We start from the raw sequence: 20,027 nt of genomic DNA, 5'->3' as shown, positions 1-20,027 counted from the left end.
GGGCAGCCTCTGGTGCCCTCGGCGATCTCGACGAAGCTTTGCCTCTAGATGCAGTGACGCATAGGTCGAAGCATCTCTTCGGCATCTAGTCTTCAAGTAGCCGAGCGGCGGGATTTGCGGACGCGCCTCCAGTCTGGAAGTACCCAATCACACTCGACACCGATCGGTGTTCCGTCAATTGCATGATCGCCGGCAGCGCCACGCCTTGGCGACTTGCCTCCGTCACGAACCCCGACCTGAGACTGTGGCCACCAAAATCCCCCTCCAGCGCGGCAAGGCGCGCCCGCCGCTGCACGATATCGCCGACGGCGGCCGGCGACAGGGCCGGGCCCACTCGCTGCTTCCACAGGCGTCGGAAGATCGCCCCCTCGGTGATCCCGGACGCCTCCAACCACTCCTGCAGGGCGAGGGCGGCCCGATCCAGCACCGGCTTGTCCGGCGTCGAGGTGGCGGTAACGCCGGATTGCTGGGTCTTACTGTGCTCGAGCCGGTAGATATAGCCCGCCTCGCCGATCCGGCGCAGGTCACGTAGATCGGCCGCAGCGATCTCGCTACGCCGGCGCCCCCCACTGGCAAACCCGAAGCAGAGCAGGGCGCGGTCACGAATCCCTTCCAAACTATTGTCGCAGGTGGCAAGCATCGCCTCCAGTACGGGCAGGGTGATGGCGGTCTTCTTGCGTGGCCGTTCGCCGCGCTTGACCGCGGCCCGCGCGGCGCGGCTGAGCACGGTCCGAATAGCGGGCTGCTCGCAGGGGTTGGCCACTTGCTTGAGCCGGTGCGCCGTGGACAGCACGGCAACGCGATGGCGCACGGTGGCCAAGGTCCACGGGCCGAGCTTGGCCTTGAGGCCAGCGGCCACCAAGGCCCGGTCGACGGCCGGCGGCAGTTCCCAGACCAATTCGCCGTCGGTTGAGCGGCGCTGCACATGGTCGACCACGAACTGCAGCACGGTGGCTTCGGGCACCGGCACCGCCAGCTCGATACCGTAGCGCGCCGCATGCCAGCCGGCCCAGTAGCGCAGGGCACTGGTGTAGCTGCGGGTGGTGTTCTCGGCGGCGGCTTCGGCCAGCAGCTCGCGCACCGCATCGGCGGCCCGCTGGGCCAGCTGTTCCGGAAGCACCAGGCTGGCGGCCGTCGCGGCGAGGACGGGGATCGTAGAATTATCTTTCATACTATGTAATGTATACTACGAAATTGACCTTATACCCGTGATAATCATCACTTATCGCCAGTACGGAATCAACGGGGCAGGGTGCCCTTATGGGAGGTAATTCTATGGCTCGCGGCATCACCGAATCCGACGTTCACACAGCTGCTGACGAACTGGTCGCCAGCGGCGAGCGACCAACGGTAGAGCGCATCCGCGGCCACCTTGGTACGGGGTCACCCAACACGGTGACGCGCTGGCTGGAGACTTGGTGGAAGAATCTAGGCACTCGATTGCAGCCGGAGCGACCAGATCTGAAGGACGCTCCTGCCGTTCTTGCAGAACTCGCCGGGCAGTGGTGGGCGCTGGCGTCGAAACATGCCCGTGAGTCTGTTTTGGAAGAGGTTGAAGACGCCAGGCGGTCGCTTGCGGCTGAGTATGACGAGCTGCGGGTGCAACAGCAGAACTTCGCGGACGAAGCAACTGAGCTTCAAGCCACCGTGTCGGCCTCGAGCCAATCAGAGCGCGTCGCGCTGACCCAGGTGGCAGAACTTCGTCAACTCGTGGATCAGCTGCAGTCCCAACTGGCAGCATCAGTTCAACAGCGTTCTAAGACAGAACTACGGCTTGAGCAAATGGAGGTCGCCAGACAAGCTCTTGATGCCCGTTTACATGAGCTGCAGGAATTGGCCAGATCTGAGCGCGAAAGTCTCATAGAACACGCCAGATCTGTTGAAGACCGTGCGCTGCGGGAAATCGACCAAATCCGCCAGGACGCGAAGGACCTGAAAGCCAAGCTGGCATCCTCTGAAAAGCTCCACCTAGCCACAGAGAAGTCGCTTACCGCTGCTTTGAAAGCTGCGCAGAAGGCAGCTGCTGACGGATCAAAGGAAGCGGACAAGCAACGTGCAAGATCTGATGTCCTGGAGGAACAGCTAACCAAAATGCCCGCGGCGATCGAAGCAGCTCTTCGGAGGAAGCGGAAGCCTGCAATCTCTAGAGAGAAGAAACCAAAGAGGTAGCGGTTACTTAGGATCGTGTCCATGAGCGGTGGAGAATACCCAACGAAATCAATGAGGGGCGCGATCCTACGCAAAAGGACACGGACTAAAAGAACTGACAACGGGGGGAAAGACTTGATCCACAACCAGAACAGCTTAAGACTGCCAAACTGCATTTCGCATAATGTATATTATGTTAAACGTCGGCCGGTACTACGCAGGCCTGATCCGCCTCCTACTGGCATCGCTCTTGCCTCTCCGTGGTTCCAAGGACAAAGCGAGCATTGATGCATGTGCCAGTACCTGACCGGCCCCTTCGCGGGCTGGAGCGTCAGAGGCAACTACCTAGTCAGCCCTGACGGTGACCGCATGACCCCCGAACGCATTGCAGGGCTTGCGTGGCGTGATCAGATGGAACTCAGGGTCGCCGGGTTCGCCTCCCGGCGCAAGGCCGAGGCCGGACAGAAAAAAGCCGGTCAGCGCCAGATGGTCAAGGTCGTCGTTGTAGACCTGGGCGACTTCCGGGACCGGCACTTCGGGCGGTCTGCGGGTTGACGGCGTATCCGTAGGGGCGCAGCCCCTACACCCCGGCTAGAATGCGCGCAGGACGCAATCTAGGGGGATTCATGGACAGAGAACGGCAAGAGCCGACGTTCAGCACACCAGACCTAACCGAAGTTCACTTCGGTAGCAGCCGCATCCGCGAGACGGCCCGCCGCACCGATGGGCCGCCCTGGGGATACATCGCGGCAGGAGTTGCCGTTGCGATCCTCATCGCCATGGGCCTCATCGAGTGGAACGCGCGGAGGCAGGCAGCAGCGATAACGGCAGAACTTACGCGCCCAATGACCAAGGTCGAGCAGGCCAAGTTCGACGCAGAAATGGCAAGGCAGGCGAAAGAGGACGAGGCGAACATCCGTGAACTAAGGCGATACATGGAGAAGCCGATCACGGTCATGCCTGCCCAGCAGCACGTGGAGCCTACCTCGTTGCGCGATGGTCAGCGCTGCATTGGCGGCAAGCGTCTTGAGCGAATTCCGGGCGGGTGGCGCGACCTACCCCACGAACCCTGCTAATTGGAGCGCACCGCAGAGCAGCGATAGGTGCCCGACGTAGTAGCCGTAGAAAGCCCAGCGGGTGCGAGGGAATCTGACCGGGGCGTACCCCAGCGCCATGGCAGGAAGCGCCAGGAGCGCCCAGCCATTTCCGTTGAAGTGACACAGGAGGCCCATCGCGAGCAACTTAAGGCAGACCGCTTCCGGAGCCCCATCGAGCCGACGCACCGCGTATCCAGCGACCACCACCGCGATGCCAGCCCACTGGTAGTCCACCAACAGCGGCAACGGCCCTGCAAGGATCGCCAAGATCCACCAGCGACGTTCCCTGATGGCCCAGACCACAGAGGCTGCAAGCGCGAAGGAAGCAAGCACGTTGAGCGGCAGGAGCAGCCCAAACGCCAGCACATGTACCGGCTGTGCGATGACAGCCCATATCGCAAGGCGGCGAACAGACTTGCCAATGTCGGCACAAGGCTCGGCCAAGTTGTACGCCATCACCAAGGCGAACACAGGAAAAGCTACGCGGCCCAGCTCGGAGACCACCGGCACGTACCCGAGCTCGAAAACCTTGATGACGTGATCGCCGGTCATCAGTACGACGGCCAGCCACTTGAGCAGTTCACGGCCACCGCTGGTCATAGCTTTGCGTCCCGCAATTTGGTGTCGCCGCCGCCGTAGACAGGGGATTCAGGGAAAGACCCCATCGGACGCTGTGTCTGTGCCAGCGAAACGCCTTGCTGCTCACGTGCCGCTATCTCTCCCCTGCCCCGCTCGATCTGCGTAGGACCGTCAACGTAGCGATCATTCCGTTCGTCGCGATACGGCTCGTACTGACCGTGCCGCGCAATGAATCGACAGGTGGCATCGTCCAGGTCATAGAGCGTGCCTTGCTCAGTGACACAGGTGCAGGAAGGCTTGTCGTGTCCACCCTGAGCATTTGAACCTCCACGAGACGACATGCAGAACAGGCGCGGGGCTTCAGACGGCAGGGTCAGCGCGTCGTCATAAGCAGGTGCGCTCCATGGTTCGGAGGGGATTCGCGGCAGGAATCTCATAGCATATTCCGCAGGTGTGACCGATGACGCCGCCGTCGCTCCGCCCGCCGTCGCTAGCGCTCCGTCGCGCGGTGCAACAGCAGCTACCGTGCGATCAGCTGCGGGCAAATCAGCGTGGCCACCCAGCCGATCACCCATCCTTCCAAAGGTGAAGTACATGAGGAAGAGGCCGAGCACGACAGCAATCGGGAGAGCGATGTAGTACCAGGGAACTCTTCGCTCGGTGGTATCAAGCTCAGTCGACTTGTACGTGCCCATGGGTCGGGTCGGGAGCTTCTTGCGACGTGTCACAAGAGGCGTTGCCTTCTCGGCCTGCGCTTCGAATCGGTCGAACTCGCGAAGGTTGACGAACTTGGTGCCAAACCTGCGGCGCACGTGGACGTGGCGTTCGATCAGATCATGAACGAACTGATCGCACTGCTTGTCCGGCGACTGGCTGACGAAGATGAAATCCAAGCCGCGATGACGATGCTTTGCCAGCTGCTCGACATGATGCGGAACCTTGGCGCCGGGAGCGCGCTTGGGGAGCATCTGATGCTCATAAGCCTCATCCACCAGAGCGACTGCGCCGTCAGGAAGGAAGGCGGGCCAGTCACGAAATTGCTCCGGCGTCATCTCTAGAACGCCGGTTTTTGCGTAGTCGAACTCGCGGATGTTACACGCGAAGACCATGCGCCCCTGATCCTTGAACTCAAGCAGGCGCTCAATGGCGTGCAGGGTCTTCCCATGACCAGGCTGACCGGTATACCAATAGATCATGACCCTGCCCCCAGCTGATCAGCGACGCTCTTGGGAACGATGAACACTTTCCAGGTAAGCCGGACAGTGAGGGCAGAAAGGATCATCGACATCGCTGTACCGACCTGGAGATACCCGAGAAAAGCCATGGCAGGGCCATCAAGCCCACTGATGTTCTGCAGGACGAAAGCCTTGAGGTTGGGAAGGATTGCTTGGAAGGTGACAGTGGTGAGGCCGAACGTGGCAAGCACCTTTCCAACGATGCCGGCCGCCGCATTCTTAAGGCTACCAATGAGGTGAAAAATGCCCTTGAGTATCCAATTCCAAACCATCATCCGAAGAACCCCCGTCCCATTAGGATTTGCACTGCTGTGAAAGCACCAAAAACAAGAATGAGACCGCGCATGATCGCGGCGAAGCGGCAGAAGTAAGGGAAATCAGAACCGCTGATCGTTGAACCCATCATGGTGAAAGACGGAGGCTCAGGACACGACCCACCACCAAACATGTTGTCGGTGTCGAGCAAGCTGGTAGATACACCGATACCCCACTTCTTGGCGCTGGCAACGTCCTCATTGCCGTCACCTGGACCAGTGGCGTCCCCGATCCCTTCCAGGGCGTCAGCAACACCGTTGCCGTTGGCGTCCGTGGTGCTGGCACCAGGAGAAGTACCGTCCTTCGCTAGCTGCTTCTCAGCGGCACACGCCGAACGCCACTGCATGAGCAGCTGCGTGTATTCCATAGCGTTGCACTTCTCGCCGGTGCACGTCGGCGTACCGGCCTGAGTGCACTGCCCGCCTGAGATGTTGTTGTTGCGTCGGGTGTTGCAGTCAATGCGCCACTGAATTCGAGCCTGCCCGCACATGATCGGCGAGCCGCTACACGACGGCGGTGTCTTGCAGTCATCACCGCCAGAGAATTCATCCTTGGGCCCATCTTCACCCTCCCCTCCCTCTTCGCCCTCATCGGGCTCGCCGTCGCCGTCCTTATCCTTCTTGCACGTGCCGTCCTTGCCCCGGACCTCGCCTGCGGCGCACTGGCCGTCACCGGGAATGCAGTTGCCCAGGGGCGAACGGATCAAGCCTGCGGGACACTCTTCATCCTTCTTCTTGCAAGAGCCATTGACCAGCGCCATGCCGTCGGGGCAAGGCTTTTCGTCAGTGCATGCATTGCCGACAAGCACCTGACCTTCGCTGCATTCGGGCTCAACGGGCTGACACACGCGGAGCGCGCCATTCCAGACCATGTTCTTACCCTGGGCTGCGCAGTCCGGCTTATCAGCGCAGGTCTTGCCATTGGGGCTGTAGGTGCTGGTTTCGTCGGCGTTCTGGCGAAACACAGACTCGCAGCCGGTCATGCAGCGAACGGAACCGGAAGGAGGGAAAAATGGAGTAACGCCGCTGCTGCGTTTGGCGCACGTGTTGGCGGTTGGATATGCGGAACTGATAGAGGTATTGCCCCTGCACGGGTTCAACACGCCAGCCGAGTACCCCTTGTAGCTACACCTAAAGGTACGAATGGTGCTGCCTTGGGTTCCAGGAGTGCAGGCCTCGCCGAGGGAGCCGCCAGGATTGGCGCTAAGCCACGCGCGGGTATCTGCCAGCGCGGCAGAGCACTCTGCAAAGGCCATGCCCTCGTCGCACTGAGCATAGCCGCCAGCGGGATACGCACACTGCTGCGCCGCTTGTGCAGCAGGCGTTGCCACACCAAGGCCGGACCAGCTAACGAGGGTCAGCGCGAGCAGCACGATCAACCGGAACACGCTCACATGCCCTCAAATGCGAGCCAGCAGGCCCCGCAGATGCCAATGATGACGAAGTACCCCATACCCCCTCCTCTTGCTCATAAAAAAGGGGGCGAACGTTTCCGCGCGCCCCCTGCCCTGGACGGAGTTCGCTTAGCGAACCTTGCGCACGTAGCTCCACAGGATGATCGCGCCCAGGATCACGGCGCAGGCCGCGACAACGAGCATCACGTCACCCTTGCCGTCACCCAGCTCGCCAGCGATGGCGGCGCCCGGCGAGCCTGCACCACCGGCAGCGAAGGCAGCGCCGGAAGCGACCAGGGCGGTGGCGCCGGCAGCGACCTTGCCCGGCAGGGAAGAAACAGCGGCGGAAATCTTCTTCATTTTCATGCGGTTTGCTCTCTCTCAGTAGGACCCTATGCGCGCCGCGCGGAATACGAGACGCGCCTTCAACCCTATTGCCCACAAGCTCACAATCGCGAAGGCAACAACGGTTCCATCGGCCAGAGTCAGGGGTGGAAGCACTGGCTGGTGGTACGGCATCCACACCGGCACCGAGCACGTCCCGTCCTGCTGGATGTTCTCAGCAGCACAGCCGACGACGTACAGCGGCGCGGTGTCGGACATTTCTTATGCCTGCGGCTTGCCGGGGGTCGGCGACGGAGTCAACAGGCGGATGCGGCGGCCGAACTCCAGACCGCCGAATTTGTTGTTCTGCAACGAGGTCGGGCACAGGTCATACGTGCCGATCTTGTAGGGCTGCTGGTCTTCATCCAGACCAACGGTGAACGGCAGCGGGAAATCGCCCGGGCGGACGATGGCTGCTTTCTGCTCGCGGAAGACCGTTGCGGCCTTACCTTCGCGTGCGGGGAACGAACGAACGGCGATGTTCTCGCTGATGATTTCAACTTTCATAGTGGGATTACCTTCCAAGCGATAGTCCGGCCGAATGCGAATGTCACTCGCCACGGGGACGACCAGAACTCCCCGGTGAGCTTGTCGAAATAACCGCCCTGGCACTTGCGGATGTCGGCTTCTCCGCCGAGCGCTTCGCGTGCAGAGATGGGCGCTTTCCACCACCGCAGTTCGCGGCGGGATTCTTCGTTGAGTCCACCGCACCCGTGCGTGCGGAACCCCTTGGGAAATGCAGCAGCCATGACGCTGCTGAACTTCGATGCGTACTTTGCGAGATACCCGACAGCGTTGCGGGCCTCTTCGAACTTGCTGGATCCGTGCGGCCACCACTGCCTGTGATCAACGCGGCCAAACCACATGCCCTGCGGAACCCAAATCAGGAGGTGGTAGTGCGGCCATCCGCGCTGGGTGAGTTCGCCCACCCACAGGTAACGGAACACTTGACCCGTGAGCCGTCGGAGCCGAGCGACAGTTCGATTGAAGTGGCCGCGCATGCGTTTAAGTAGCTCGCTAACGTCACGAGGGCCGCTACGGCTTCCGTCTCGGTAGGTGAGCGTGAGCATGTACCACTTGCCCCGCCTCGATCCCTTCTTCGCTTCTTGGTCATGGAGTCGTGCACTCGTGATTACGGACTTGCGCAGCCGCTGCGCCCGCTGCTGTAGCGGATCGATTTCGATGGATAGACGACCGGTCTTCGACGCGGTGTCACTTGTTTTGTAATGGACAAGCCCAAGGGCCAGCGCTTCGCGCTGGCCCTCCGGGGTCAACGCGATCGGAGCCGCTGCGAGGTACGATTTGAGCGAAGCACCCGATGCGCGCTTATTGCGCTGCATGGCCTCTGAGGCCATCTCGGTGCGGCGTGCAGAGGCGTGCATCACGCTGATGGCGTCATCGAACGCGGCAAGCTCAGGACGCGGCGCAGGCGTCATCCCTTCGAGCTTGATTCGGGCGTTCTTGCCGGTGCAGGCAGCACAAAGACCGCCTGCGAAGAAGTAGACGGTGGGATCGCCGCAGAAGTTGCATTGGCCGCTCATTCGAGCGGGCCTTTGCGCGTGTTATTCAGCCAATGGATGAGCGCGACGAGCAGCACAGGGATAAGGAAGATCACTGGCCGACCTCGGCGCGTGCCTGGGCCACAAATGCGGCGTCACGGATTGCCTTGGTGCCCTGCTCTTCCCTGCGGTCGATTACCCACGCACCGAGACGAGCGATTCCAACGATGACGGCGAGCGCTCCCAGCAGCCCGCAGACCAACATGATTCCGTCCATGCCCCTACCCCCTCCCCTAGCCCCTAGATTCCCCGCCACGGCCTAGGGGGGCCGGGACGGGGTGGTGTCAAGCATTCCTCGACACCGGGGCGAACTGTAAAGTACCCCTATACACCCCTGTCAAGTAGGTATCGACAATGAGCGCCAGCTACGACCTTTTCTGCCGGTGGAAGCACGTGCAGAAAATCCAGAGTGACAACGCTGGAGCTATCGCATTGGGTGTGTCGCGCGCGACGGTTTCCCTCTGGAAACAAGGGAAAAACGCAGAAATCCACTACGTCGAACGCATGGCCGTTGACATCGGCGACAGTCCGGAAATGTGGTCGGCCGTGGTGATGGCCGAGCGCAGCAACTCAGCAGACGAAAAGGCGGCTTGGAGTCGAATTGCGCAAAAGCTGGCGAGTGTGGCCATGCTGGTGCTGATGGCCGTAGGATTCGGCGCAACGCCTACTGCTGCAACGGCTTCGCCGGGATCGGCCAAGTCCGGAATGTATATTATGTACAAACGCTAGCTGCAGTAGTGAGGCACCATTTGGGCCTGCTCAAGCTCCTACTGGCATCGATCTTGCCTCATCGCGGCTCCACGGGAAAACGAGCTTTGATGCACGGGCCACTACCTGACCGGCCCCACCTTGCTTGATCGCCATAGGCGTCGTCCCTACACGCCGTTACTTGCAGGCGGCGTAAACCTTGTCGTCCATCTGCCGACTAAGCTCAAACGAACGCTTGATGCCAGCTGCACGGTAGACCGCGTCCCGATGATCTTTGGCTGCTTGGCAGCGATCAGGCTCTTTGTACTGGCTGACCACGACACCCCTGACACCACCACCAGACGATGCCTGGTAAGACTGCCGTTGATCACGCTGACGCATGTCCTGCCGTATACGCTCCAGCCGCAGCTGGTTTTCGTATGTGTCGTATTGCGGCGTGGCATCCCACGTCTTTTGGGGCGCGCTGTTGGCGCACGGTGCAGATTGGTAACTGGTCTTCCCGCCTTCAACGCACTCATGCACCTGCTGTGCAGATGCCGGGCCCGCAGCCATAGCGGCCAGCAACAGAATAGCTCTCACGTCCATGTAGCCCCCTATAGCTGAGGGCATCATAGCTCCCGCGGCCGTGACCGGTCACATCGAACCGAGCGGCAAGGCTGCTGCCAAGCGCTTCACAGGACGCAAGCGGTTCAAGGGCGATGATGAGTATCAGCGTGATTACATGCGTCGACTCGACCGGATCAGCCTCAACGTGCTTCAGAACCTGCTTCATTTCGCCCCACTGATAACCGCAGCCATGACCTGCGTGACGGCGTTGATCTGGGTCGTCTATCTGAATTTCTTCCTGCGCAGCTACCGCCGCCAGCAGCGTCCTTCCATCCTGATCACGTCGGGCGCGGGCAAAGACCTGGATGCGCACTGCTTCGTGACCAATCTGGGGCTTGAACCGGTCTACCTGCTCGATGTGGTCATCGACCTGATTGAGCCTACTGGGAAGGTGGTCCGCGCGATCATTCCCGAACGCACAGAGCGTTGGAGCCAAGCGATTCCCGGCGACGACGACGATGTCCGCCGTGCGACCAACGTGGGTGCGCTCAGCAGCGGCGGCGAACGAGACCTGGGGCGATTCCGGACCTTGATCGAGCGCGCCAGCATGGAGAACCCCGACATCGCCGCCGAGAACGCCTTCACCAGTCTGGAAGTCACCGTGGTGACAGTCACGGCGAGCCAGGCAGAGCTGTGTGGCGCTTCGCGCTGCTACCGGATCGAGCAACGCGCCGGTGGCAGCGCTCGACTGAGAGCAAGAACCATCAAAGCACGCCAGCTGCAGGGGTACTTTGCGCGCCGTAGCCTGACTCGCCTGTTGACTGACCAGTTGAAGTCCTTGGATACAGCGTAAATCCCATTCACGCCCCTCGTTGTGGTGGGTAGTCGGCACTGCCCTGCCCTCGAACCTACAGGCCGCTGACGATTGCCGGCTGCACTGTACCGACGGCCTGAGGTTTCGCCACGGCCACCCGGGCCGCTCGACCTCTCCCCGCCTTCACAGTTACCACGCCACCCCGAATGCAACTATGCAAGGACGCGACCTGCCCCCCTCGGTAACCTATGCCCCACTTTCGCCGTCTTTTTGGTCGTTGGCTCCGCCTGCGTCGTCTTGTCCGTTGGCGCTGGCGTGAGCGCCAGGCCTCGGTCCCGGCCATCGAAGCCACCGAGGTCCCCCTGCGCGCCGCGCTGTACAGCGTTGAACAGATGGAGGTGTACGGCCGCGCCCTGGCGCGCCAGCATCGGGTGCGGATGCGACCAGGCGCAGAGCGCCTGCTCGATCGCCTGCAGGCCAACGAGCGTGTCCTGGAAGATGCCAACACCCTGCTCAGCAACGTAGTGCGCGAACAGCGGCCGGTGACCCCGGCCGGGGAATGGCTGCTCGACAACTACTACCTGATCGAAGAACAGATCCAGACCGCGCGACGCCACTTGCCGCGCGGCTACAGCCGGCAGTTGCCTTCGCTGGTCGCCGGCCCCTCGGCCGGGTTGCCGCGCGTGTATGAGCTGTCGATGCAAGCGATCGCGCACGGCGATGGCCGCATTGATGCCGATACGCTTGGCCGCTTCATCGCCTCGTACCAGTCGCTCGCGCCGCTGAGCCTGGGCGAACTGTGGGCCGTTCCGATCATGCTGCGCCTGGCGCTGTTGGAGAACCTGCGGCGGATGGCGGCGCGGGTGATGCGCGACGGGACGGACCGTGGCCTGGCTGCCCAATGGGCGGACAGCCTCAATCGCGCGGCGTCGGACACTCCGACCGATGTCGTCCTCGTGGTGGCCGACATGGCACGCTCCGAGCCGCCCTTGACCGGCGCGTTCATCGCCGAGCTGACCCGCTCGCTGCAGGGGCGCGGCGGCGCGTGGGCCATGCCCATCGCCTGGCTGGAACAGTGGGCCGCCGCGGCTGGGCAGCGCATCGACGAACTGGTCGCCGCCGAGGGGCAGCAGCAGGCGGCCGACCAGGTCTCCATCGGCAACAGCATCGGCAGCCTGCGCTTTCTGTCCACCATGGATTGGCGCACCTTTGTCGAAGACATGAGTGTGGTCGAGCAGCGGCTGCGGGAAGACCCGATGGCCGTCTATCCGCAGATGGATTTCGGCACCCGCGATGCCTATCGCCATGTCGTAGAGAAGATCGCGCGCGGTAGCCGCGTCGCGGAAGAACGCGTTGCAACCATCGCGCTGGATCTGGCGCGGGCGGCCGCGCCGCTCGATGGGCCACGTACGCACGTGGGCTATTGGCTCGTGGGCGAAGGCGTGAACGCCACTGTCGACGCCGTGGCCGAGGCGGCACCGCGCCGCCGCAAGGCACGGCGACTGGCGCATCGCGTGCCCCTTGCCCTGTACCTGCTGCCGATCGCCCTGCTGGCGGTGGTGGCCACCGCTGGCCTGCTGGCCTCGGGCAGTGGCTCGGTGCCCGTCTGGCTGGCCGCGCTGTTCGGGCTGCTGGTGTTCAGCGAGCTGGGCATCGTCCTGGTGAACTGGACGGCAACGGTACTGGTCACCCCCAGGCCGCTTCCCAAACTCGATTTCAGCGAAGGTATCCCTGCCGCCTGCTCCACCGTGGTCGCGGTCCCCTCGATGTTGTCCAGCATCGACGGCATCGATGTCCTGACCGAAGCACTGGAGGTCCGCTTCCTGGCCAACCGCGACCCTCAGCTGCGCTTTGTGCTGCTGACGGACTTTCTCGATGCCGCGGCAGCCGAGACGCCGACGGACGACACGCTGCTCGCGCACGCCGTGGAGCGCATCGAGGAATTGAACAGTCGCTATGCGGCCGAGCGCGGCGATCGCTTCTACCTGCTGCACCGCCCCAGGCAATGGAACCCGGGCGAAGGGGTGTGGATGGGGCACGAGCGCAAGCGCGGCAAGCTGGCAGCCCTCAATGCCCTGCTCCGCCAGGGCGATGCGGCCGCGTTCATGCGCACCGTCGGTGACACGGCGGCCCTGATCGGCGTCCGCTACGTCATCACCCTGGATTCGGACACGCAGCTCCCGCGGGATGCCGCACGCGCCTTCGTCGCCACCCTCGCGCACCCGCTCAACCGCCCGCGCTTCGATCCGGCGCTGCAACGCGTGGTGGAGGGCTACGGCATTCTGCAGCCCAGCGTCGGCACCAGTCTGGGCACGCGCCGCACCTCGCGGTTTGCCAGGATGTTCGGCAGCGAGCCCGGCATCGATCCGTACTCGCGCATGGTCTCGGATGTCTACCAGGACCTGTTCGACGAAGGTTCGTTCGTGGGCAAGGGCATTTATGACGTCGAAGCGTTCGAGCATGCGCTCGAGGGCCGCCTGCCCGAGAACCGCATCCTCAGCCACGACCTGCTGGAAGGCTGCTATGCACGCGCCGGCCTGGTCAGCGATGTGCGCCTGTACGAGGACTATCCCGAGCGCTACGCCGCCGATGCCAAGCGCCGTGCGCGCTGGATCCGCGGCGACTGGCAGCTGTTGCCCTGGTTGATGCCGTGGACACCGCGCCCGGGATCGGGATGGGAACGCAACCGGCTCAGCCTGCTGTCGCGCGGCAAGTTGCTGGACAACCTGCGCCGGAGCCTGGTGCCGATCGCTGCCTTGGCCCTGCTGGTGGCGGGTTGGCTGTATGCCGAACGCCCGGCTGCGTGGACGGCATGGGTGCTGGCACTGTGGTTCGCACCGCCGCTGATCGGCATGCTGCGCGATGCGCTGAGCGTTCCGGACGACACCCCGCTGGAAGCGCACTACATCATGGTCGGGCGCGGCACGCTGCAGTCGTTGCTGCGCGCGGCCACCCAGGTCGCGTGTCTGCCCTACGAAGCGTTGCTGGCCGGTGGCGCGGTGCTGCGCACGCTCTGGCGCATGACCGTCACCCGCCGCCACCTGCTGCAATGGAACCCCTCCAGCGAAGTCGAGCGCCGCCTCGGCAGCGACCGCGGCGCGGAATGGCGGGTGATGGCGCCGGCATCGTTGCTGGCAGTTGCGCTGGCGGCAGTGGTGGTCAGCCTGGCTCCGCAGGCGCTGCCTGTCGCCCTGCCCCTGCTGCTGGCGTGGGTCTTCGCACCCGCCTTGATGGCGTGGCTCGGCCGGCCGCCGGCCGCAAGCGTGGCCGAACTGTCCGTGACACAGCGGGCTTTCCTGGGCCGGCTGGCGCGACGCACCTGGTCGTTCTTCCAGGCGTGGGTGCGCGAGCAGGATCATTGGCTGCCGCCGGATAACATCCAGGAGCATCCAACGCTGGTGGTGGCGCGGCGCACCTCGCCGACCAACATCGGCCTGTCGCTGCTGGCCAATCTCTCTGCGTGGGATTTCGGCTGGCTCCAGCTGGGCGCGGTCGCGGAACGTACCGCGCTCACGTTCGATACGCTGGACCAGCTGCCGCGACACCGCGGCCACTTCCTCAACTGGTACGACACCGAAACCCTGGCGCCGCTGCAGCCGCGTTACGTCTCCACCGTGGACAGTGGCAACCTGGCCGGCCACCTGCTGACGCTGCGCCAAGGCCTGCTCGCGCTGGTGGATGCGCCGGTGCTGGCACCGCACACGTTCGACGGCCTGGCCGATACGCTCGGCGTGCTGGAAGAAGAACGGCAGCGCCATCGCCCTGCTGACGCGCCCCTGGGCGAGGCACTCAACCACCTTCGCCAGCGCCTGGCCTCTACGCGCACCGACCAACCCCGTGGGACGGCACAGCTGCTCGCCCGGTTGCAGGAGCTGGCCGGTCTGGCCGACGCCGTACTGGCGCAGTGGCCGGCACCACCAGCGCCCGAGGAAGGTGAGCTGCACTGGCCGGCCCTGTTCGCTGCCGAATGCCATGCCGCCCACGCGACACTCGCCGACCTCCCTGCCGATGCCGGCGCGGACGTCGAGGCGCCAGTACCGAGCCTGCGGCAGCTGGCCACCCTGCCCGGCTCCGCCGGTGCGGACGCGCGCGCGCGCATCGAGCAACTGCAGGCGCTGGCGCACCGCGCCGGACAGTTCTCGCTGATGGAGTACGGGTTCCTGTTCTACCGTACCCGCAACCTGCTCTCGATCGGCTACAACGTCGACGACCATCGCCTCGACAACAGCTTCTACGACCTGCTGGCTTCCGAAGCGCGGCTGTGCGCCTTCGTCGCCATCGCCCAGGGCCAGTTGTCGCAGGAAAGCTGGTTTGCGCTCGGGCGGATGCTCACCGAGGTCAACGGCACACCGACGCTGTTGTCGTGGAGTGGCTCGATGTTCGAGTACCTCATGCCGCAGCTGGTGATGCCCAGCTATCCGGACACGCTGCTCGACCAGACCGCGCGGCATGCGGTCGAGGCGCAGATCGTGTACGGCCGCACCTTGAACCTGCCGTGGGGCGTGTCCGAGTCCGGCTATAACGCGGTCGATGCCCGCCTGAACTACCAGTACCGCGCGTTCGGCGTGCCCGGGTTGGGGCTCAAGCGCGGCCTCGGCCAGGATCGGGTCATTGCGCCCTATGCCAGCATGATGGCGCTGATGGTGGCACCGGAGGCGGCGTGCCAGAACCTCCAGGCACTTGAAGGTCTCGGGTTCTCCGGCCGCTTCGGCATGTACGAAGCGATCGACTACACCCCCGCCCGGGTACCGCCGGGGCAGGATCACGTTCTGCTGCGTTCGTTCATGGCCCACCACCAGGGCATGGGTCTGCTGTCGCTGGACTACCTGTTGCGCGACCAGCCGATGCAGCGCCGTTTCGTTGCCGATACCGAGTTCCAGGCCACCTTGCTGCTGCTGCAGGAACGTATTCCGCGCATCGGCGTGTTCCATCCGCATGAGGTCGAATCCCTCGGCGAGCACTCCGCCATGGCCGAGCACGAGACCTCCCTGCGCGTCCTGCGCGACCCTGCTGGCCCTCGCCCGGAAGTGCAGTTGCTCTCCAATGGGCGCTACCACGGCATGCTGACCCATGCCGGCGGCGGCTACAGCCGCCACGGCGACCTGTCACTCACCCGCTGGCGCGAAGACGGCACCACCGATGCCTGGGGCACGTTCTGCTACCTGCGCGACGTGGACAGCGGCGAGTTCTGGTCTGCCGCCTACCAGCCTACCTGCGTGACGCTGGACCATTACGAGGCGATCTTCTCCGACGCCAAGGCAGAGTTCCGCGGTGCCCGCCGCGGCTGCGAGAGCCATCTGCAGGTCGCCATCTCCGCTGAGGACGACATCGAGCTCAGGCGCCTACGCCTGACCAACCGCGGCCGTCGCCAGCGCACGGTGGAGATCACCACCTATGCCGAAGTGGTGCTGGCGCCCGCAGCATCGGACGACGCGCATCCGGCCTTCAGCAACCTCTTCGTGCAGAGCGAGATCCTGGACGCCAAGCAGGCCGTGCTATGCACGCGCCGGCCGCGTTCGCACGACGAGATACCGCCGTGGATGTTCCATCTGGTCGCGGTGCATGATGCGGAGGTGGTGTCGATCTCCTACGAAACCGACCGTTCGCGCTTCCTGGGGCGTGGCAACACGCCGCGCACGCCGCAGGCGTTGACCACCGATACCGACCTCTCCGGTACGGACGGCTCGGTGCTCGACCCGATCGTGGCCATCCGCGTCCGCGTGGTGCTGGAGCCCGAGCAGACCGTGCAGCTGGACATGGTGTATGGCATTGGCGCGGACCGCTCCGGGTGCGAGGCGATGGTCGACAAATACCGTGACCGTCGCCTGGCCGACCGTGTCTTCGACCTGTCCTGGACACACAGCCAGGTGGTGCGCCGGCAGATCAACGCCAGCCAGGCCGAGGCGTCGCTGTACGAGCGCCTGGCCAGCCACGTGCTGTATGCCAATCCGCTGCTGCGCGCGGGCGACGCGGTCCTGCAGCAGAACCAGCGCGGACAATCCGGGCTATGGGGCCATGCCATCTCGGGCGACCTGCCCATCGTCCTGCTCAAAGTCACCGACGCGGAGAACATAGAACTGGTCAGGCAGCTGGTGCAGGCGCATGCGTATTGGCGCCAGAAGGGACTCAACACCGACCTCGTCATCTGGAACGACAGCAAGGCCGGCTATCGGCAGGAACTGCAGGACCAGATTCTGGGGATGGTCGCCGCCAGTTCCGAGACGGGCCTGCTCGATCGCCCCGGCGGGATTTTCGTGCGGCCGGTGCAGAACATGAGCCACGAGGACCGCATCCTGTTGCAGGCGGTGGCGAGGGTGGTGCTCAGCGACGAGGACGGCACGCTGGCTGCTCAGGTGGGGCGCCAGCCCCTGCCCGTGCGACGCATTCCGGCCCTGGTGCCGCAGGCGGAGCAACCGGAGCTGGCACTGGCGATGGAACAGACGCCAGGCCTGCCCGTCGTCGCCGACCCCGGGCCCGAACCCGGACTGCCGCCGGGCGCCGAGCACGACGAAGAGGTGGACGACCCGTGGCCGTTCCTTCCGTACCGCGGCGCCGGCCGATTCGACAACGGCACCGGCAGCTTCAGCGAGGACGGCCGCGAATACGTGGTGGTGGTGCGCGAAGGCGCCCCGACCCCGGCGCCTTGGGCGAACGTGATCGCGAACGCCCGCCTGGGCACGGTCGTCAGCGAGAGTGCACCGGGCTATACGTGGTTCGAAAATGCACACGAATTCCGCTTGACGCCTTGGCTCAACGATCCGGTGTCTGATACCGGCGGCGAAGCCTTCTACGTGCGCGACGAGGACACCGGCCGTGTCTGGTCGCCGATGCCGCTGCCGTGCAGAGGCACCGGGGCGTACCGGACGCGCCATGGATTCGGCTACACCGTGTACGAGCACATCGAGGACGGCATCGTCAGCGAGTTGTGGGTCTTCGTCGATGTCACGGCCGCGCTGAAGTTCTCGGTCCTGCGGTTGCACAACCTGTCGGGCCGGCCACGGCGGCTGTCGGCCATCGGCTACGTGGAGTGGGTCATGGGTGACCTGCGCCCGAAGTCGCGCATGCATGTGGTCACCGAACGCGACCCGCAGACCGGGGCGCTGATGGCGCGCAACAGTTACAGCACCGAGTTCGGCGGCCGGATGGCCTTCTTCGACACCGATGCCGAGGGCTGCGGCTGGACCTGCGACCGCCTGGAGTTCATCGGCCGCAACGGCGGCCTGCACGCACCGGCCGCCTTGCGTCGCGAACGTCTGGATGCACGGGCAGGTGCGGGCCTGGATCCCTGCGCGGCGATCCAGGTGCCGCTGGAGCTGGCGCCGGGCGACCGCAGTGAAACCACGTTCCGCCTTGGCGCGGGGCGCGACCGCGAGGAAACCCTGGCGTTGGCACGAAGCCGCCAGGGCAATCAGGAAGCGATTGATGCACTGGACGCCGTGCGCATCCACTGGCGCAACGTGCTGGCCACGGTGCAGGTACGCACGCCGGACCCGGCATTCGACGCACTCGCCAATGGCTGGCTGGTCTACCAGACCTTGGGCTGTCGCTACCTCGCGCGCAGTGGCTACTATCAGTCAGGCGGCGCGTTCGGCTTCCGCGACCAGCTGCAGGATGCACTCGCGCTGGTACACACGCGCCCGGACCTGACCCGCGAACACCTGCTGCTCTGCGCGGCACACCAGTTCACCGAAGGCGATGTGATGCACTGGTGGCACCCGCCGCAAGGTCGCGGCGTGCGCACCCGCTGCTCAGACGATTATCTGTGGTTGCCCCAGGGCGCATCCCGCTACCTGGAGGTTACCGGCGACGCCAGCGTGCTGGACGAAGTGGTTGGCTACATCGAGGGTCGCGCGGTGACCCCGGAGGAGGAAGGCTACTACGACATGCCCACCCTTTCGGCGCAGCGCGGCACCCTGTATGCGCACTGTGTCGTTGCGCTGGAGCGCGGGTGCCGGTTGCTCGGCGAACGTGGGCTTCCGTTGATGGGCAGCGGCGATTGGAACGATGGCATGAATCGCGTCGGCGACCAGCAGCGCGGCGAAAGTGTGTGGCTCGGGTTCTTCCTGCACGACACGCTTCGCCGCTTCATCGGGCTGGCCAACGCCCGAGGCGATGCCTCCCTTGCACAATGGTGCGAAGAGCAGGCCGAACGCCTGCGTCAGAACCTGGAACACCATGCGTGGGATGGGGCGTGGTATCGCCGCGCCTGGTTCGACAACGGCGCCATGTTGGGCTCGTCACAAAACCAGGAGTGCCGCATCGATTCGATCTCCCAGAGCTGGTCGGTGCTGTCCGGCGTTGCCGCGCCTGAGCGCGCCACGCAGGCCCTGGACTCGCTGTACACGCATCTGGTGCGGAAGGACGCCAAGCTGATCCAGCTTCTGGACCCGCCCTTCGACCAGACCACGGAGGACCCCGGTTACATTCGGGGTTACGTCCCGGGCGTGCGCGAGAACGGTGGCCAGTACACCCACGCGGCCGTGTGGGCGGCCATGGCATTCGCACAACAGGGAGATGCGGTGCGTGCCTGGGAGCTGGCCGGGATGATCAACCCCCTCAACCACGCGCTGGACCCGGAAGCAGTCCAGACTTACCGCGTCGAACCGTATGTGCTGGCAGCCGATGTCTACGCCGTGTCGCCGCACGTCGGCCGAGGCGGCTGGACGTGGTACACCGGCTCGGCCGGCTGGATGTATCGCCTGCTGGTCGAATCCCTGCTCGGCATCCGTCGCGACGGCGATCGTCTGTCACTTGAACCGTGCCTGCCCGATCACTGGCCGTCATTCGAACTGAGCTACCGCTTCGGGCGCAGCCTGTACGAGTTCGTGGTGACCCGCACGGCGCAGGGTCAGCCGACACTGCGTGTGGATGACGTCCTGCAGCCGGACCTCAGCGTCCTGCTCCGCGACGACGGCCATTACTACAAGGTCGCCCTTGACCTGGACGCACCCCCGGGATGAACGTTCGTCCCGAGATACAGGGTCAGCTCGATGCGCTGGCCGGGATGCTGGTCCACTGGATGGCGCAGGTGCGCCATCCAGCGCAGTTCTGGCCCCAGTTCGAAATGCTCGCTGGAGAAATTCTGGATCAATGCGCGCAGGCGGAGAGAGACCACGCGTGCACGTGCATTCAAGCCATGCTCAAAGAGCATGCCCTGGAGATTCCGGCGTGGCACGAGCGTGATGACAGCGTGCCGCCGAGAGAGCCAGGTGCGTGATGACCATTGCTATCGAAAGTGGCCAGCAGCAA

At 64.2% G+C, this 20,027-nt stretch carries 18 protein-coding genes; 7 read left to right on the top strand and 11 right to left on the bottom strand.

Annotation, left to right across the window (positions count from 1 at the left end; all coding sequences use genetic code 11):
• Nucleotides 1–85: 85 nt before the first annotated feature.
• Nucleotides 86–1,171, bottom strand: a complete 1,086-nt coding sequence (locus K4043_RS01690) for a site-specific integrase (RefSeq protein ID WP_265307946.1) — start codon at nt 1,169–1,171, stop codon at nt 86–88.
• Nucleotides 1,172–1,275: 104 nt separating this feature from the next.
• Between K4043_RS01690 and K4043_RS01685 the strand changes: the two genes are divergently transcribed.
• From K4043_RS01685 to K4043_RS01675, 3 genes are all read left to right on the top strand, one after another.
• Complete coding sequence (locus K4043_RS01685; RefSeq protein WP_265307945.1) at nt 1,276–2,169, top strand: DNA-binding protein; 894 nt, start codon at nt 1,276–1,278, stop codon at nt 2,167–2,169.
• A gap of 270 nt (nt 2,170–2,439) precedes the next feature.
• Complete coding sequence (locus K4043_RS01680) at nt 2,440–2,703, top strand: phage protein (RefSeq protein WP_265307944.1); 264 nt, start codon at nt 2,440–2,442, stop codon at nt 2,701–2,703.
• Nucleotides 2,704–2,774: 71 nt separating this feature from the next.
• Nucleotides 2,775–3,224 (top strand): hypothetical protein, encoded by a 450-nt coding sequence (locus tag K4043_RS01675; RefSeq protein WP_265307943.1) that lies wholly within the window; start codon nt 2,775–2,777, stop codon nt 3,222–3,224.
• On the opposite strand, the gene K4043_RS01670 is transcribed toward K4043_RS01675, so the two are convergent.
• The 9 genes from K4043_RS01670 to K4043_RS01630 form a co-directional block, all read right to left on the bottom strand.
• A complete protein-coding gene (locus tag K4043_RS01670; protein WP_265307942.1) occupies nt 3,204–3,845 on the bottom strand; it encodes a TraX family protein in 642 nt (213 codons plus the stop codon). The genes K4043_RS01675 and K4043_RS01670 overlap by 21 nt on opposite strands.
• Entirely contained in the window at nt 3,842–5,020 is a 1,179-nt protein-coding gene (locus tag K4043_RS01665) for a zonular occludens toxin domain-containing protein (protein ID WP_265307941.1), read from the bottom strand. Before K4043_RS01665 ends, K4043_RS01670 begins: the two co-directional genes overlap by 4 nt.
• Nucleotides 5,017–5,334, bottom strand: coding sequence for a DUF2523 domain-containing protein (locus K4043_RS01660; RefSeq protein ID WP_265307940.1), 318 nt, complete (start codon nt 5,332–5,334; stop codon nt 5,017–5,019). Before K4043_RS01660 ends, K4043_RS01665 begins: the two co-directional genes overlap by 4 nt.
• Nucleotides 5,331–6,767, bottom strand: coding sequence for a virulence factor TspB C-terminal domain-related protein (locus tag K4043_RS01655; protein WP_265307939.1), 1,437 nt, complete (start codon nt 6,765–6,767; stop codon nt 5,331–5,333). Before K4043_RS01655 ends, K4043_RS01660 begins: the two co-directional genes overlap by 4 nt.
• Nucleotides 6,768–6,896: 129 nt before the next feature.
• On the bottom strand, nt 6,897–7,127 hold the full coding sequence (locus tag K4043_RS01650; protein ID WP_265307938.1) for a hypothetical protein: 231 nt from the start codon (nt 7,125–7,127) through the stop codon (nt 6,897–6,899).
• 21 nt (nt 7,128–7,148) lie between these two features.
• Nucleotides 7,149–7,370, bottom strand: coding sequence for a hypothetical protein (locus K4043_RS01645; RefSeq protein ID WP_265307937.1), 222 nt, complete (start codon nt 7,368–7,370; stop codon nt 7,149–7,151).
• Nucleotides 7,371–7,373: 3 nt separating this feature from the next.
• Nucleotides 7,374–7,658 carry a G5P family DNA-binding protein gene (locus K4043_RS01640; RefSeq protein WP_265307936.1) on the bottom strand — a complete coding sequence of 95 codons (285 nt, stop codon included), beginning with the start codon at nt 7,656–7,658 and terminating at the stop codon, nt 7,374–7,376.
• Nucleotides 7,655–8,587 carry a replication initiation protein gene (locus tag K4043_RS01635; protein ID WP_265308521.1) on the bottom strand — a complete coding sequence of 311 codons (933 nt, stop codon included), beginning with the start codon at nt 8,585–8,587 and terminating at the stop codon, nt 7,655–7,657. The genes K4043_RS01640 and K4043_RS01635 overlap by 4 nt, the downstream gene beginning before the upstream one ends.
• 175 nt (nt 8,588–8,762) lie before the next feature.
• Nucleotides 8,763–8,927: a hypothetical protein gene (locus K4043_RS01630; RefSeq protein ID WP_265307935.1), complete on the bottom strand. Its 165-nt coding sequence runs from the start codon at nt 8,925–8,927 to the stop codon at nt 8,763–8,765.
• 137 nt (nt 8,928–9,064) lie between these two features.
• Between K4043_RS01630 and K4043_RS01625 the strand changes: the two genes are divergently transcribed.
• Nucleotides 9,065–9,439, top strand: a complete 375-nt coding sequence (locus tag K4043_RS01625) for a DUF3693 domain-containing protein (protein WP_265307934.1) — start codon at nt 9,065–9,067, stop codon at nt 9,437–9,439.
• A gap of 156 nt (nt 9,440–9,595) precedes the next feature.
• Here the strand turns inward: K4043_RS01625 and K4043_RS01620 are convergent, their stop codons facing one another.
• On the bottom strand, nt 9,596–10,003 hold the full coding sequence (locus tag K4043_RS01620; RefSeq protein ID WP_265307933.1) for a hypothetical protein: 408 nt from the start codon (nt 10,001–10,003) through the stop codon (nt 9,596–9,598).
• Between the two features lie 40 nt (nt 10,004–10,043).
• On the opposite strand from K4043_RS01620, the gene K4043_RS01615 reads away from it, so the two are divergent.
• The 3 genes from K4043_RS01615 (at nt 10,044) to K4043_RS01605 (ending at nt 19,995) form a co-directional block, all read left to right on the top strand.
• Nucleotides 10,044–10,817, top strand: a complete 774-nt coding sequence (locus K4043_RS01615) for a hypothetical protein (protein ID WP_265307932.1) — start codon at nt 10,044–10,046, stop codon at nt 10,815–10,817.
• 209 nt (nt 10,818–11,026) lie between these two features.
• Nucleotides 11,027–19,738: a glycoside hydrolase family 94 protein gene (locus K4043_RS01610; RefSeq protein WP_265307931.1), complete on the top strand. Its 8,712-nt coding sequence runs from the start codon at nt 11,027–11,029 to the stop codon at nt 19,736–19,738.
• On the top strand, nt 19,735–19,995 hold the full coding sequence (locus K4043_RS01605; protein ID WP_265307930.1) for a hypothetical protein: 261 nt from the start codon (nt 19,735–19,737) through the stop codon (nt 19,993–19,995). The genes K4043_RS01610 and K4043_RS01605 overlap by 4 nt, the downstream gene beginning before the upstream one ends.
• Nucleotides 19,996–20,027 lie beyond the last annotated feature (32 nt).

The sequence above is a fragment of the Stenotrophomonas sp. SRS1 genome, assembly GCF_026130205.1.
Taxonomy (GTDB): Bacteria; Pseudomonadota; Gammaproteobacteria; order Xanthomonadales; family Xanthomonadaceae; genus Stenotrophomonas; species Stenotrophomonas rhizophila_B.
The sequence above is the reverse complement of the archived record's forward strand: the minus strand, read 5'-3'. Positions and strand labels throughout refer to the sequence as shown.